This window comes from Rhizobium sp. CF142 (genome assembly GCF_000281145.1).
Lineage (GTDB): Bacteria > Pseudomonadota > Alphaproteobacteria > Rhizobiales > Rhizobiaceae > Rhizobium.
Map to the genome: position 1 here is coordinate 1 of NZ_AJWE01000098.1, position 13,742 is coordinate 13,742.

General features: G+C 59.9%; 13 protein-coding genes. 5 read left to right on the forward strand and 8 right to left on the reverse strand.

Annotated elements, in window-relative coordinates; translation table 11 throughout:
• The 4 genes from PMI11_RS21100 to PMI11_RS21115 form a co-directional block, all read right to left on the reverse strand.
• Positions 1-1,042: Hpt domain-containing protein (locus PMI11_RS21100; protein ID WP_007821053.1), on the reverse strand; the 1,042-nt coding region annotated here is incomplete at its 3' end.
• 18 nt (positions 1,043-1,060) lie between these two features.
• Positions 1,061-1,426, reverse strand: a complete 366-nt coding sequence (gene cheY1 / locus PMI11_RS21105; protein WP_003570362.1) for a chemotaxis response regulator CheY1 — start codon at positions 1,424-1,426, stop codon at positions 1,061-1,063.
• Positions 1,423-1,719 (reverse strand): STAS domain-containing protein, encoded by a 297-nt coding sequence (locus PMI11_RS21110; protein ID WP_007821057.1) that lies wholly within the window; start codon positions 1,717-1,719, stop codon positions 1,423-1,425. The genes cheY1 and PMI11_RS21110 overlap by 4 nt, the downstream gene beginning before the upstream one ends.
• A 63-nt stretch (positions 1,720-1,782) precedes the next feature.
• Complete coding sequence (locus PMI11_RS21115; protein ID WP_007821059.1) at positions 1,783-3,411, reverse strand: globin-coupled sensor protein; 1,629 nt, start codon at positions 3,409-3,411, stop codon at positions 1,783-1,785.
• A gap of 650 nt (positions 3,412-4,061) precedes the next feature.
• Between PMI11_RS21115 and PMI11_RS21120 the strand changes: the two genes are divergently transcribed.
• Positions 4,062-5,486 (forward strand): ArnT family glycosyltransferase, encoded by a 1,425-nt coding sequence (locus tag PMI11_RS21120; RefSeq protein ID WP_007821063.1) that lies wholly within the window; start codon positions 4,062-4,064, stop codon positions 5,484-5,486.
• Positions 5,487-5,492: 6 nt separating this feature from the next.
• Here PMI11_RS21120 and PMI11_RS21125 read toward each other — a convergent pair whose 3' ends face one another.
• A complete protein-coding gene (locus PMI11_RS21125) occupies positions 5,493-5,798 on the reverse strand; it encodes a helix-turn-helix domain-containing protein (RefSeq protein ID WP_037071842.1) in 306 nt (101 codons plus the stop codon).
• Between the two features lie 34 nt (positions 5,799-5,832).
• Here PMI11_RS21125 and ybaL point away from each other — a divergent pair, with 34 nt between their 5' ends.
• The 4 genes from ybaL to PMI11_RS21145 all read left to right on the forward strand — a co-directional run bounded on the left by ybaL (position 5,833) and on the right by PMI11_RS21145 (position 11,548).
• Positions 5,833-7,656 (forward strand): YbaL family putative K(+) efflux transporter, encoded by a 1,824-nt coding sequence (ybaL, locus tag PMI11_RS21130; RefSeq protein ID WP_007821065.1) that lies wholly within the window; start codon positions 5,833-5,835, stop codon positions 7,654-7,656.
• A 15-nt stretch (positions 7,657-7,671) separates the two neighbouring features.
• The gene (locus tag PMI11_RS21135; protein WP_007821066.1) at positions 7,672-8,091 is read left to right on the forward strand and encodes a hypothetical protein; all 420 of its coding nucleotides are present in this window, start codon (positions 7,672-7,674) and stop codon (positions 8,089-8,091) included.
• 94 nt (positions 8,092-8,185) lie between these two features.
• Entirely contained in the window at positions 8,186-10,735 is a 2,550-nt protein-coding gene (gene secD, locus PMI11_RS21140) for a protein translocase subunit SecD (protein WP_007821067.1), read from the forward strand.
• Positions 10,736-10,831: 96 nt separating this feature from the next.
• Positions 10,832-11,548 carry a sensor histidine kinase gene (locus tag PMI11_RS21145; protein WP_007821068.1) on the forward strand — a complete coding sequence of 239 codons (717 nt, stop codon included), beginning with the start codon at positions 10,832-10,834 and terminating at the stop codon, positions 11,546-11,548.
• A gap of 10 nt (positions 11,549-11,558) precedes the next feature.
• Here PMI11_RS21145 and PMI11_RS21150 read toward each other — a convergent pair whose 3' ends face one another.
• The 3 genes from PMI11_RS21150 to PMI11_RS21160 all read right to left on the reverse strand — a co-directional run bounded on the left by PMI11_RS21150 (position 11,559) and on the right by PMI11_RS21160 (position 13,560).
• Complete coding sequence (locus tag PMI11_RS21150; protein WP_007821076.1) at positions 11,559-11,996, reverse strand: response regulator; 438 nt, start codon at positions 11,994-11,996, stop codon at positions 11,559-11,561.
• Positions 11,997-12,026: 30 nt separating this feature from the next.
• A complete protein-coding gene (locus PMI11_RS21155) occupies positions 12,027-12,731 on the reverse strand; it encodes a response regulator transcription factor (protein WP_007821077.1) in 705 nt (234 codons plus the stop codon).
• A 457-nt stretch (positions 12,732-13,188) separates the two neighbouring features.
• Positions 13,189-13,560: a response regulator gene (locus PMI11_RS21160; RefSeq protein WP_007821078.1), complete on the reverse strand. Its 372-nt coding sequence runs from the start codon at positions 13,558-13,560 to the stop codon at positions 13,189-13,191.
• Between the last annotated feature and the right edge of the window lie 182 nt (positions 13,561-13,742).

Below are 13,742 nucleotides of genomic sequence, written 5' to 3' on the forward strand. Positions count from 1 at the left end.
CGGCGGCAGCCGATTCCTTCTTTTCGACGCGGGCAGCGGCAGCAGCCATCTGCGCGACATTGGTCGCCGTTTCAGCGGCGGCAACAGCAGCAGCCGTGTCGTCGGCCTTGGTCTCGGCTGCGGCCGGCGCTTCGGAGGCCCCGCCATCGTCCAGGATCGAGAGATCGAACGGAACCGGGATCATCGGCAGTTCTTCGTTGGTCTCGCCCGGCTTGCTGTCCTCTGCCGGCTTCACGGTCAGATCGCAATCCCATTCGGCGAATTCGAAGACCGTGCGGATGGCATCTTCGCCCTTGTCCGTCTTGATCGTGATGTTCCAGAAGAAATAAGCGCCTTCCGGATCGAGCTCCTCAAGGCCCGGCAGAGCATCGGCGTTGCAATAGATGCTCATCTCGCCGAGGCGGGAGAGATCACGCAGCAGAAGGGTGGCGTCGTTACCCTTTGAATAGAGTTCGAAGCGCGGCTTGAAGGTGATTTCATAGGCCGGCAGATCGATCGGCTTCTCTTCGCCACCGAAATCGTCGAAGGAGAACGGGACCGGCTGGAAGCCGCTATCGTCGGTCGACTTGGGAGCCGGGGCCGCGGCAACCGGAGCAGGAGCGGCCTTCGGGGCCGACTTCGGTGCGGGCGCCTCGGAAACTGCCGAGGGAGACGGCAGCTCACCGTGGGCAAGCGCTTCCAGTTCCTTGACGAGGCCGCGGCTTCTGCTTTCATCGACGCTGCCGCCATCGCGGGCAGCATTGGTCAGGTCGGCGAGCACGTCGGCCGACTTCAGCATGACCTTCAGGACGTCCTGGTTAGGCTCAAGCTTGTTGGAACGAACGCAATCAAGTGTGGTCTCAAAGACGTGGGCGAAGGCGACGAGGTCATCCAGGCCAAAGGCGCCGGCACCGCCCTTGATCGAATGCACCGCGCGAAAGACCGCATTGACGGTTTCCGGGTCGCGATCGCCATCATTCATTTTCAGGAGACCGGATTCCAGTTCGGCGAGCTGTTCCTCGCACTCCTGGAAAAAGATCTCTTTGATTTCGTTCATATCCATAGGAGCAAATCCTGGGCTTTAAGCGGTTACACGCTCGATGGCATCGATCAGCTTGGCGGGGTCGAAGGGCTTGACGATCCAGCCGGTGGCACCAGCCTGGCGGGCACGGTTCTTCTTTTCCGCATCGCTTTCGGTGGTCAGCACCAGGATCGGGATCGCACGGTACTTCTCGTTGCGACGGACACCTTCGATGAAGCCGAAGCCATCGAGGCGCGGCATGTTGATGTCGGTGACGATGACGTCTGGATTGGACTCTTCGAGAACTTCGAGGCCTTCAACGCCGTCTTCAGCCTGGATCGTCTCGAAACCTGCATTGTTCAGCGTTACGAGAAGCATGTTTCGGATGGTGCGGGAATCGTCCACCGTCAGTACTTTCTTCTTCATTGCCGGATCTCCTTGGCAAGCAGATGGTCGATATTGACGCCAACCAGCTGCATGGTTTTTTGAAATGCGTCGGACACCTTCGAGAAGGTGATCGACTGCTTGTCCTGGTCCCAGGTCTTCTCGGCGGCCATCAGAACCTGGGCGCAAAGAGCGCCGATGCGTTCGACTGCCGAAGCATCGATCGCCAGAGGGTTTCCTCGCATGGAGAGAAGCTTGTCGCGCAATGCGGAAGCCTCATTGAGATCAAGAACCGCTGGCAACTCCAGCGTCTTGGCACTCTTCTTTGCTGCCATCAGCTTTTCCTTGTCCCCTTGTCCCCAACCCGCGAAGGCGAGCTGGCGTCATAATCCGATAGGTTAGTAAACATTCCGCCCACCTCCGGCGCTTGCGAGAGGCCGAAGCATGCTGAAATCGTCATTTTCGTAATCGTCTTCGACCACTTCCGGGCGAGCTGCGATCGCAACCGGCCGGGAGGCGGAAACACGCACCTGATGAGGCCGGGTTGCATAGGCATTTTCCCGCGCGATGCGGAATTCGCGGATCGTCTGGCCCAATTCCAGAATGACCGTGTGAAGATGATCGGCGCCTTCGGCCGAACGTTCCGCAAAGTCGGCATTGTCGGCGACTTCGCCGCCGAGGCCCTTAACGTCTGCAGTCACGGCCTCGAGACCGGTGGCGTGTTCGCCCGTCTCGCCCGCAATGCCGGCGATTGCGGCGTTGATGTCGGTCACCTGGCGGACGATGCTGGCAATCGAATCCTGTGTGCGGCCGACCATCTGCACGCCGGCATCCACCTGCGTCTTGGTTGTAGTCACCAGCGTCTTGATTTCACGGGCAGCTTCTGCGGAGCGCTGGGCGAGCGCCCGCACTTCCTGCGCTACGACGGCAAAGCCGCGGCCGGATTCGCCGGCGCGGGCAGCTTCGATGCCGGCGTTCAAAGCGAGCAGGTTCGTCTGGAAGGCAATCTCGTCGATCGCACCGATAATTTGGCCGATCTTCTCCGCAGACTGTTCGATATCAGCCATGGCGTTGATCGCGCGGCCGACGACCTCGCCACTTTCCTCCACGGCCGCACGCGTCGCGGCAGCAGCCCGTTCGGCGGCGCGGCTGCCGGCTGCACCCTCGCGGACCCGCTCGGCGATACCGGCAAGGGCAGCGGCGGAAAGCTGCAGGCGCCCGGCCTGACCGGAAGCATTGCCGGCGAAGCTGCGGGATGCGCCGGCAAGCGATTGCGTTGCGGCTTCCGCCTTCGCATTGCGTTCTGCAATCGCGGCAAATTCCGTTTGGAGGTTGTCGAGTGCAGCGTTCAGCGCGGCAGCAATGTCGGTGTGAGCGCCGTCGACCGGTGCACGCTGCGTCAAGTCCCGGGCCGACAGGCCTTCGATGACATCGCTGAAGATGCGGGCGACTTCCGCTTCACCTTCGGCACGCTGATCGGCGAGCGCGCGCTGCTGCGTGGAGCGCAGCGCATTGAAGCGCAGCGAGACGGCGATTTCGACGTCGACCATGACAATGCGGATGATTGAGGTCATCAGGTCGGTGATCTCGCGGGCACGCCGCTTGGCCGACGGCAGTACCGGGCGGCCGGCCAGTTCATCGGCCAGACCGGAAATCACGTGTTCCAGCATGACACCGTGGCCGGCCACATGCCAGCGAGGGTCGAGGCCGATCTTGCTTTCGGTATCGGAGAGAACCTTGACGCGTTCTGCATAGAGGCTGTCGAAACGCGCGTCCGTGAGTACGTCCCAGTGCGAGGACTGCAGGTCGTGGAGACGCTCGATCTGGCGCTCGCTCTCGAAATTGCGCGAGGCATCCGGGAAGGATTGGAAACGATGGAAGAGATCGCGCAGGCCGGCTTTCAGATGGGCTTCAAGGGCGGGCCGATTACGGCGGACCATCTCGCACTGGTCGGTGTCGAGGCCGGCAAAGCGCAGGCGGTCGCGCAGGCTGCCTGCCTGTGCTCCACGAGCCTGATCTGATGGCATATCCTGCCTCAACGCCTATCCCCAACCACTTTCCGGGCGAACCCGGCCAAAAACCTTCGCAACTTCCGATGAATGCGATACGCAGAGGTGCTCTTCGCCACCGGTCGCAACCGGGGGACTGAAGCCTCCTGATCAGCAATTCTGTTTCGGAGTTGCCTGAAGAAGATGGATACCGGATCGACCCGGTACGGCGGTACGGCGTCATGCCTGGTGGGAACGAGTGCATCTTCCCATTCCGACGTGTAACCCAATGTTTATGGTTAATTCCTTGCTTGAAGGTTAATAAGCCATTCCCGCCGGTAGCTTTTGAGACAATTGGGAGAGTTCACCTAGTAAATACTGGCGCAGAGTTGCATCGCTGCTACAAGGCACACGCAAGCTTTATGTTATAGACCCGTTTTATAGAGCCTGACATGACGTCAATAAGGAAAGAGAAATGATAGTTCTCGGAATGGGTTCCTGCCTGATCGCCCTCTCGATCGCCGCAGCCGTTGCCCTGCTCGATCTGATCGCGACACACCGCGACAACCGCACGCTTCGCGTCTTCTAAGTGGCCGCTGCGCCTTAAATCTCCCTTTACCTTTCCCGTTGGCAGCCCGGCACCGTTGGTGTATCGACACGCGCTCCTATGTCAGCGGAAGTAAGGGATTATGTCAGCTCGGACCGGCTTTCTCATCATTCTGGCGTTTACGATCTTCCGCATCGTGACTCTGCATTTCGACACGACGGACCTGTTCGTCGATGAGGCGCAGTACTGGTTCTGGTCGCAAAATCTCGATTTCGGCTATTATTCCAAGCCGCCGATGATCGCCTGGGTGCTCAGGATCTTCACTGAGCTTGCCCGCTCCAGCGACATTTACTGGCTGCGGCTTCCCGGCCCCCTCTTCCACATGGCGACTGCGCTGGTGCTGATGAAAGTGGCGAAGCGCTTCATCGGGCCTGAGATCGAAGGCTGGGTCGGCGCGACCTATATCACGCTGCCGGCGGTTGCGCTTTCTTCGGTCTTCTTCTCCACCGACGTCATCCTGCTCTTCTTCATAGCCATTGCGCTCGTTGCCTATTTCGAGCTGACGCAGCGTCGCTCCGTCGGGCTCGCACTTCTCATGGGTGTCGGTGTCGGGCTGGCGTTTCTTACGAAATATGCCGTGCTCTTCCTTGTGCCTGGCGGAGCGATTGCGATGCTGCTCATTCCGGCGGCGCGTATTTCGGTGCGCGATTTCGTCATCGCCGTCGTCACCTCGGCGGTCATCGCGTTCCCGAACCTCTGGTGGAACCTACAGAACAACAATACAACGGTGCGCCACACGCAGGATATCGCCCACTGGAATGATCTCGGCAGCAATATTCGCGGCGGGCTGGAATTCTTCTCCGCGCAGTTCGGCGTCGTCGGCCCGATCGTCTTTTTCGCCATGCTCTGGGCTGTCTGGAACATGATCCGCGGCCGCAGTGAGCCGCGTGAGAAGATGCTCGTCTGGCTGTCGATCCCGGTCGTGCTGCTCATTACCCTGCAGGCAACTGTCGCCAAGGCCTATGCCAATTGGGCCGTCACGGCCTATGTGGCTGGTATCGTGCTGGCGGTCTGGCTGCTTCACCGCCTGTGGCCGAAAGGTCTCAGAACCTCGCTCACCATCAATGGCGTCGCCTGCCTTCTCTTCCCCTTCGCAACGATCTTCGCACATCAACTGGTGCTGCCAAACGGCAAGGAAGTCATGCAGCGTTACCTCGGCCGGGCCGAAGTAAGCCGCGAAGCCGCCGATCTTGCCGCGCAGGCCGGCGCAGGCATCATCGTCACCGACAACAGGGACATGGTCGCCGATCTCTTCCACACGCTGAGAGCCGCACCCTACAAGATCTATGCCCGTCCGCCAGCCGACCTGCCGGACAGCTATTACGAACAGGAATTCGCGCTCCCGGCCGATACCAGCGGGCAGGTTCTGTTCCTGACCTCCAAGCCGCTGAGTTGCGCGAACGAAACGCCGGAAATGCTGAAAAGCTGGCAGCCGGAAAAAGGCAACTACAGAGGCGATACGATCTACGTCTATAAGGTCGGTGCGGCCTGCCTGATGCAGCCCTAGGGCAGCTCAGTTTACGGGGCCGGGCAGGCAGAGACCGGTTCCGCAGCCTTCTATTTCGATAAATTTTACGCCGCCCTCCTCGAAGGCAAGGCGCAACTGCGCCTCCGTCGCACGATGGATTTCGTGATGACGGCCTTCATAGTCGCGTATCGTGCTACGGGAGACGGCAGCCTTCTCGGCGAGATCCGCCTGCGTCCAATCAAGCAGACCACGAGCCGCGCGGCACAAAGCGGGCGTCAGAATTGTTTCTTTTGCACCTTGACCCATAATTTCAAACCACCCATATTGGTCAATATAGATCATATATGTCATGTTTTGAACAGGATTTCCAGATCGGGAGAGAGCGATGCCCCACGATACGCCTTTGATTTCGACGATCGTCGGCGGCCTTGTGCTGGCATTTATCCTGGGCGCGATCGCCAATCGCCTGCGGCTGCCTCCTCTCGTGGGATATCTTGTCGCAGGCGTTCTCGTCGGTCCGCACACGCCGGGTTTCGTCGCAGATCAGAGCCTTGCGCCCGAGCTGGCCGAAATCGGCGTGATCCTGCTGATGTTCGGCGTCGGCCTGCATTTCTCCCTCAAGGACTTGCTTTCCGTGCGCGGCATCGCGGTGCCGGGAGCGGTCGTGCAGATCGGCTTTGCCACGCTGCTCGGCTGGGGTCTTGGCGCTTTCATGGGATGGCCGACGGGCGGCAGCCTCGTGTTCGGCCTGGCGCTTTCCGTCGCCTCCACGGTCGTGCTGCTGAAAGCCCTGCAGGAGCGGCGTCTCGTCGAGACCGAACGCGGGCGTATCGCCGTCGGCTGGCTGATCGTCGAAGACCTTGCCATGGTGCTGGCGCTGGTGCTCATCCCGGCAGCCGCAAGCATCACCGGCGATGGTCATGGGCCAGTCGAGCCTCTCTCGGCGGGGCTCAACAGGCTTTTCGGCCTCGATCTCGGCGTCGGTGGCATAATCGCCATGACGCTGGTCAAGGTGGCGCTGTTCGTCGCCCTGATGCTGGTCTTCGGCCGTAAGCTCATCCCCTGGACCATGCACCGCATCGCTCATACCGGTTCGCGCGAACTTTTCCGCCTCGGTGTGCTGGCGATCGCGCTCGGCGTTGCCTTCGGCGCCTCCAAGCTTTTCGGCGTGTCGCTGGCACTCGGCGCCTTCTTTGCCGGCATGGTTCTCTCCGAAAGCGAACTCAGCCACCGCGCCGCCCAGGAAAGCCTGCCGCTTCGCGACGCTTTCGCGGTGCTCTTCTTCGTTTCCGTCGGCATGCTCTTCGATCCGAATATCCTGATCGAACGGCCTCTGCCGGTTCTGGCGACCATCTTCATCATCATCATTGGCAAATCGGTCGCCGCCTTCCTGATCGTCCTTCTTTTCAAGAAGCCGGTCAGCACCGCGCTGACGATTTCGGCGAGTCTCGGGCAGATCGGTGAATTCTCCTTCATCCTCGCCGCGCTCGGCGTCGAACTTGGTCTATTGCCGGCGGAAGGGCGTGACCTGATCCTTGCCGGCGCCATCATCTCGATCATTCTCAACCCGCTGCTCTTCTTCGTGTGCGACCGTATGCGGCCATTGCTGGAACGATCCAGGCACGAAGAGCCGGCGCCGGAAGCAGTTGCTCCGGCAGCCGATACCGGGCTCGCGCATACAGAGGAACAGGTCGACATAGACCACCTTCATCCGACGGCTCTCAGCGGCCATGCGATTCTCGTCGGTTATGGCCGCGTCGGCAGCATTGTCGGCCAGAATCTCAAGTCATCGGGCACGCCTTTCCTCGTCATCGAGGATTCCGACAAGCGCATTACCGAACTACGGAGCCAGGGTACCGAAGTGCTCTCAGGCAATGCTGTCGTCCGCGAAACGCTCGATCTCGCCAATCTCGCCGGCGCGCGCAGCCTCGTCATCGCCATTCCGAACGCCTTCGAAGCCTGCCGCATCGCCGAGCAGGGCCGTGCGGTCAATCCTTCGATCCTGATCGTCGCGCGTGCCCATTCCGATGCCGAAGTAGAGGAACTGCGGCAATACGGCGCCGATACTGTGATCATGGGAGAGCGGGAAATTGCGCTTGGCATGGTTGACCGGCTCGCCCAAGTGCATCATGACAGTGCACCCTATGAAGACGGACCTTCGGCTGGTACAATCCTGCCACCGGTGGAGCCTCCGCTGGAAAAAGAATGAGAGATTGGCGCGCCTTTGAGCCGATTTGGGAGTGAAATCGCCGAGACGGGAGAGACGGAGCTGGGTCAGCGCCGTCTGGCAAGTAGTATTGCCGCTTCCGTCGTCGTTGCGATTTTCGCCTATCTCGGCCTGCTCTTCGGCGGCAATATCGTCATCGGCCCTTCATCGGCGCCAAACAGCCTGTCTTCCTCCAGCCGGGATTCGCAGCAGACGCAGGTGACTGCACGCGATGCCATTCGCGGCCTGCTGATCAGCGACCGCAAGGTGGCGCCGAAGCAGCAGGTCCACGATGCCGGCCCAGCATCGCTGAATGCTACACCCACACTGCAATTCGCCGACTGGCGCCAAGCCGCTCCGGCTCCTGAATTCGAGGCCCCGCTGCGCCCTGTAGCTTGCCGGGCTCACCAGCCCCGCGCGCCGCCGCAGGTTGCCTGAATCACGTCGCCTTCGGGTGCTTCTGATCCAATAGACATGTAGACATGCCGCAGCGCGGTTGCGCCGGCCCAAGCATTATCCAAGGATTTAAAATATGCGCAATTCACCATGGCTGGTGTTCACCTATACGGTGATCATCGTGCTCGGCCTGTTGATCGCCCTGCCGAACGCGCTGCCGCAGAGCGTGCTGCAGCGCATCCCCTCCTGGCTGCCGCACAGCCAGGTTTCGCTCGGTCTCGACCTTCGCGGCGGTTCGCACCTGGTGCTTGAAGTCGATGAAGCCGACCTCACCAAGGAGCGCCTGAATTCGCTCCTGCAGGACGCGCGCCGCGTGCTGCGCGAAAAGAACATTCAGCCAAAGTCGGTCGTCCGCAACAACAACAACATCGTTGTTTCGCTCGCCGACCCGTCGCAGAGCGATGCTGCCGTCACCCAGCTTCGCACCCTTGGCAATGTGATCTCCAGCGGCATCAGTGCCGGCCAGTCCGACCTTGCGGTCACGGCCGACGGCGGCAATATCACCATCGGCTTCTCGCCGGCCGGTATTGCAACCAATGTCGACAACGCCGTCGCGCAGAGCCTTGAAGTCATCCGCCAGCGCGTCGACCAGGTCGGCGTTGCCGAGCCGACGATCCAACGCATCGGCGCCAACCGCATTCTCGTTCAGCTTCCGGGCGCGCAGGATCCGTCCCGCCTTCGCGAACTTCTGGGCTCGACCGCCAAGATGTCCTTCCACATGCTGTCGCCCAACAATGCGCCCGGACCCGGCGTTACGATGATGCAGGACGACGAAGGCCGCTCCTATGCGGTTCTCGACCGCGTCGAAATATCGGGCGACCGCCTGTCGGATGCCCGCGTCAGCTTCGACCAGAGCCAGCAGCCGGTCGTCACCTTCCGCTTCGACAGCGCCGGTGCGACCCGCTTTGCCGATATTACACGTCAGAATGTCGGCAATCCCTTCGCGATCGTCCTCGACGACAAGGTGCTGAGCGCACCCGTCATCCGCGAGCCGATCACCGGCGGTTCGGGCCAGATCTCCGGCAACTTCTCGACTGATAGCGCAAATACGCTCGCCGCCATGCTGCGCGCCGGCGCCCTGCCCGCCAAGCTGACCGTCATCGAAGAACGCACCGTCGGCGCCGATCTCGGCGCGGATGCGATCCGCATGGGTCTCTATGCCGGCGTCGTCGGCTTCGCGCTCGTCGCCGCCTTCATCTTCGTGCTGTACGGCACCTGGGGCATTCTGGCGAATGTCGCGCTTCTCATCCACACAATCCTGACCTTCTCGGCACTGACGCTGGTCGGCGCGACACTGACATTGCCCGGCATCGCCGGCGTCGTGCTTGGTATTGGCCTTGCAGTCGACGCGAACGTGCTGATCAACGAGCGCATCCGTGAAGAAACGCGTAAGGGCAAGAGTGCCTTTGCGGCTATCGACACCGGCTTCCGCCGCGCTTACTCGACCATCATCGACGGCAACATGACGGCGCTCATCGCCGCCGCCATCCTGTTCTGGTTCGGCTCCGGCCCGGTTCGCGGCTTTGCCGTGACCATGGCGCTCGGCCTGATCATCTCGATGTTCACCTCGGTCGCCTTCGTCCGCGTCACGATGATCGAGATCACCCGCCGCCGGAAGATGAAGGTCCTGAACATCAAGCCGCTGATCCCCTTCAGCCCCTACGACAAGCATATCCAGTTCATGAAGGCCCGCTTCCTCGGCGTGACCGTCTCCGCATTGCTGTCGATCGCTTCGATCGCCCTCTTCATCTATCCGGGCCTCAACTACGGCGTCGACTTCCGTGGCGGTATCCAGATGTCGGTGAAGACGCAGGACGCTGCCGATCTCGGCCGCTTCCGCGAAGGCCTGAACGGCCTTGGCCTTGGCGAAGTGGCCCTGCAGTCCTTCGGCGACAACAACACCATGCTGGTACGCGCACAGCGCCAGGACGGTGGTGAAGAAGCACAGACGGCCGCCGTGACCAAGCTCAAGGCTGAGATCGTCAAGATCGATCCGTCGGCGACCGTCACCGGCACCGACGTCATCGGTCCGAAGGTCAGTGGCGAGCTTGCATGGGCCGGTATCCTCTCCGTCGTGATCGCCAGCTTGGCGATGCTGTTCTACATCTGGTACCGCTTCGAATGGCCGTTCGCGGTCGGCGCCATCGTCACCCTCATACTCGATGTGACCAAGGCGATCGGCTTCTTCGCGTTGACGGGCCTGGACTTCAACCTGACGGCTATCGCGGCGATCCTGACGCTCGTCGGCTACTCGGTGAACGACAAGGTCGTCGTCTACGACCGAATGCGCGAGAACATGCGCCTCTACAAGTCGATGCCGCTGCGCGAAATCATCGACAAGTCGATCAACGAGACGCTGGCACGAAGCCTCTATACCAACGCGACGGCCTTCCTCTCGCTGCTGCCGATGGCGATCTGGGGCGGCAGTGCGGTGGAAAGCTTCGCGATCCCGATGGCCTTCGGCATTCTCGTTGCGGCCGCATCCTCGATCTTCATCGCAGCGCCGATCCTGCTCTTCCTCGGCGACTGGCGCCGCCGCCATGCCAAGGCAGTGGCAGCTTCGAACGATGCAGCCGTGGAAATCATTCCGCCGGATGCAGGCCAGCCGCGCAAAACGGCAGGCTGAACCGCCAATATTTAAAGTGAACTTGGAGAGGGCGCCGGTTGCACAGCCGGCGCCCTCTTTCTATGTTCGGTTCAAAGAGATCGGGAGCACCGCCACATGTCTTCCAACCCGACGGCGAAAAAGCCGGAAACCGGTTCCACTGGGGATCAGGAGGAGCGTATCAAACGCTTCCTCGCGACCGCCTCGCACGACCTGCAATCGCCACTCCGCCATATTGCCATGTATGCGGAAATGCTGCTCGACGATCTGGAGCCGACGCTCGACAGCGAACAGTTGCAGAGCCTCAGGATGATCATGGACAAGGCCCAGACGGCGCAGCGGCTGACCAAGGCATTGATGAGCCTTGCGGGAACGACGCCGCAGATCACCATCAGCGACGTGCGCCTCACCGACGTTGCGCAAGAGGCCTGGAAGCAGTCGCTGGAGGAATTTCCAGTGAGCGGCGCAACACTTGATGCGGACAATTTGCCTCTCATCCGCAGCGATGCCGCACTTCTGACCATTGTTCTGAGGCACCTCTTCTCCAATGCGCTGACATATCATGGCGCTGTAGCGCCGCATGTCACCCTGACGGCCACACGGGAAGGTGCGGATTGGCGCATCATCATTGCCGACAATGGCTGCGGCATCGAACCTGCCTATCGGGAGAAGATCTTCGATGCCTTCTGGAAGCTGCCGAAAGCCGGCAGCGTGCCCGGACCGGGGCTTGGCCTGACGACCACGCGGGACCTGCTCGGCGCGTTCGGCGGCGACATCAGGCTCGACCATTCCGATGAGAGCGGCAGCCGCTTTGCGATCCGCCTGCCGGCTTAGAGCGTCCTAGTCAGATGCTGTAGTCATCCTTCCAGAAATCCGGAACATCATAGGTTACGTATTCTCGAATGATGTGCTGTAGCGTCTGGACGTCGATCTCATCTTTGCCGATGCGGAAATCGACACCGTAATCGGGGAATTCCTGGAAATAATTACCTGATATATCGGTCGAGACGACACCGATCGGGCCGGTATAGCCGATGCCCCTGAGTTCAGGCACGGTCTCGCGAAAATCCGCATTCGGCAACAAGCGATTGTCGAGAAGGATGAGATCGAATCGAGCGGCCTTTATCTTGTCCAGTGCATCGCCGATCGATTGAGAATATTCGACATCGACACGCGGTTCGGAGAGATCGGCGATCTTCTTTTTGAGCGAACGGAATTCGATAAACTCGTCATCGACGAATAATACCTTTACCGCATTCCGGCGCGTTGCTTCCGCACTCATCGTTTCAGCTTTCCCCGAAATGAAACCAGCTCACGAAACCAGACCGTTTCGCAACGCAATCGCCACCATATGAACGCGGTTGACGGCATCGAGCTTCCGGACTGCGGCCGTGATATGGGAATTGACCGTGTGTTCCGAAAGGCCGAGGATAATGGCGATCTCCGCAGAGGTCTTGCCTTCGCTCGTCCATTTGACGATTTCGGTTTCGCGCTGCGTGAGCCGACCGGATATTTCCTGCGTCAGGATTTCCTCATACAGCTTGTCGAAGATGCGCATCGCATCGAGCAGAATATCCGCCACCTCGCCCTGGTCCGGCTCCTGACGCTGACCGCTGAGCACCAGGCAGTAGCGACGCCCTTCCGGCGTAAACAGTGGAATGAAAAGGAATGTGTTGCCGCTGAATTCATTGAAGACGAGGTCTGACGGGTAGCCTTCTATCGTCGCACTTTTTCCATGCACCGGCGTCGTCAAAAACTGCGCCGTCCGCGCCTTGGCAGTTCCCAGCGCCTCCTTGAGAGTCCTGACAAAGAGGCTCATGCGTCGTTCGGCGACATTGGTGATGACGACGTCGCGTTCGCCGAAAGGAGTTGCAGCCTCCGAAATGCGCGCCAAGGTAAAATTGTCGAAATTGTAATGCTGTGCGGCCGCCTTCAGCAGGCGAAAAAAATCCGTGCGATTGATAGCCCGGCTAAGTTCCGGACCGGCATGAAAGGGAACTGCGGCAGCACTGGTCATTCCCACCCTTCCTCCTCCCCAATTCTCATTCCGACGATCCCGAAATCTTGGGATATACGTCTTAAACGCGAACAGCTACAAAAATTGCGAGATGGTTGATGATCGATAACGAAATGGGGACTTTCGATATCGCAGGCGGAGACATCTCAACTACAGGTGATGCGTAGGACAGTTCACTCGAATAGTAGCTCTTACCTAGGTATCCCAATCTCTCCGTATTCAACATCCATGGATGCGGAAGACAGTGCCAGAAGTAAGCGCGGGAGAGCCGGTCGGGCCATCAGCTAAGGGGTTGGCTGACGTTCGTGGCGGCGAACAGGGATCGGGCGGCTCTCTCAGTGCTTTTTGGTTTTCGTTTCTTCGGTTGCAGTTTGAAATGCACTGCCAGGCTTGTCAATTGTGCATTCTTGCAGGCGTCTCGCACTTTTTGCGTGTATTTATGTCGCGCCTTACGCAATCACTGGCCGCTGCCGATCCTGGCAAAGTCCAGCGGCTTCTCAAGGTAGAAATCGGCACCGGCGGCAAGTGCCCGTTCTCGGTCCTCCACCGCATCCGAACCGCTGCACACGCCGAGCTGCATTGCGGAAAAGCGGTCATCCTGTCGCAGCCGCGCGATCAGCCCGCTGCCGCTGTCGAGAGGCATGTAGAGATCGGCGATCAGTATATCCGGCAGGCCTTCGCCTCTTTCCAGACGCTGTTCAAGCGCCTCGAATGCAGCCTGCGCGGTGGAAAAGCAGAATAGATCAACATCCACCTGTTGTTTCTTTCGGATATAGTCGAGATAGAAGAGATCATCCCTGCTATCGTCGACGTAAAACAAGGTCGGCATCTGGCACCACAATCCGGATATTGCTTCTGATGTTCTGCACTGTCCTTCACTGAGACATTAACGCCACTTCACTAAAATTCGATATCGACCTTTGGGGATTTACTGTCGAAAAAGCATGTTTTGCGCAACAATCTGCCTATTGAGTATTCGGCGATTTCGGAAAAGATGGCTCGCCAACAAGG

What these genes read in the sequence shown, in the direction of transcription:
- cheY1 (WP_003570362.1), bottom strand. Translation starts at nt 1,426, where the DNA reads ATGAAGAAGAAAGTACTGACGGTGGACGATTCCCGCACCATCCGAAAC.
- PMI11_RS21110 (WP_007821057.1), bottom strand. Translation starts at nt 1,719, where the DNA reads ATGGCAGCAAAGAAGAGTGCCAAGACGCTGGAGTTGCCAGCGGTTCTT.
- PMI11_RS21115 (WP_007821059.1), bottom strand. Translation starts at nt 3,411, where the DNA reads ATGCCATCAGATCAGGCTCGTGGAGCACAGGCAGGCAGCCTGCGCGAC.
- PMI11_RS21120 (WP_007821063.1), top strand. Translation starts at nt 4,062, where the DNA reads ATGTCAGCTCGGACCGGCTTTCTCATCATTCTGGCGTTTACGATCTTC.
- PMI11_RS21125 (WP_037071842.1), bottom strand. Translation starts at nt 5,798, where the DNA reads ATGACATATATGATCTATATTGACCAATATGGGTGGTTTGAAATTATG.
- ybaL (WP_007821065.1), top strand. Translation starts at nt 5,833, where the DNA reads ATGCCCCACGATACGCCTTTGATTTCGACGATCGTCGGCGGCCTTGTG.
- secD (WP_007821067.1), top strand. Translation starts at nt 8,186, where the DNA reads ATGCGCAATTCACCATGGCTGGTGTTCACCTATACGGTGATCATCGTG.
- PMI11_RS21145 (WP_007821068.1), top strand. Translation starts at nt 10,832, where the DNA reads ATGTCTTCCAACCCGACGGCGAAAAAGCCGGAAACCGGTTCCACTGGG.
- PMI11_RS21150 (WP_007821076.1), bottom strand. Translation starts at nt 11,996, where the DNA reads ATGAGTGCGGAAGCAACGCGCCGGAATGCGGTAAAGGTATTATTCGTC.
- PMI11_RS21155 (WP_007821077.1), bottom strand. Translation starts at nt 12,731, where the DNA reads ATGACCAGTGCTGCCGCAGTTCCCTTTCATGCCGGTCCGGAACTTAGC.
- PMI11_RS21160 (WP_007821078.1), bottom strand. Translation starts at nt 13,560, where the DNA reads ATGCCGACCTTGTTTTACGTCGACGATAGCAGGGATGATCTCTTCTAT.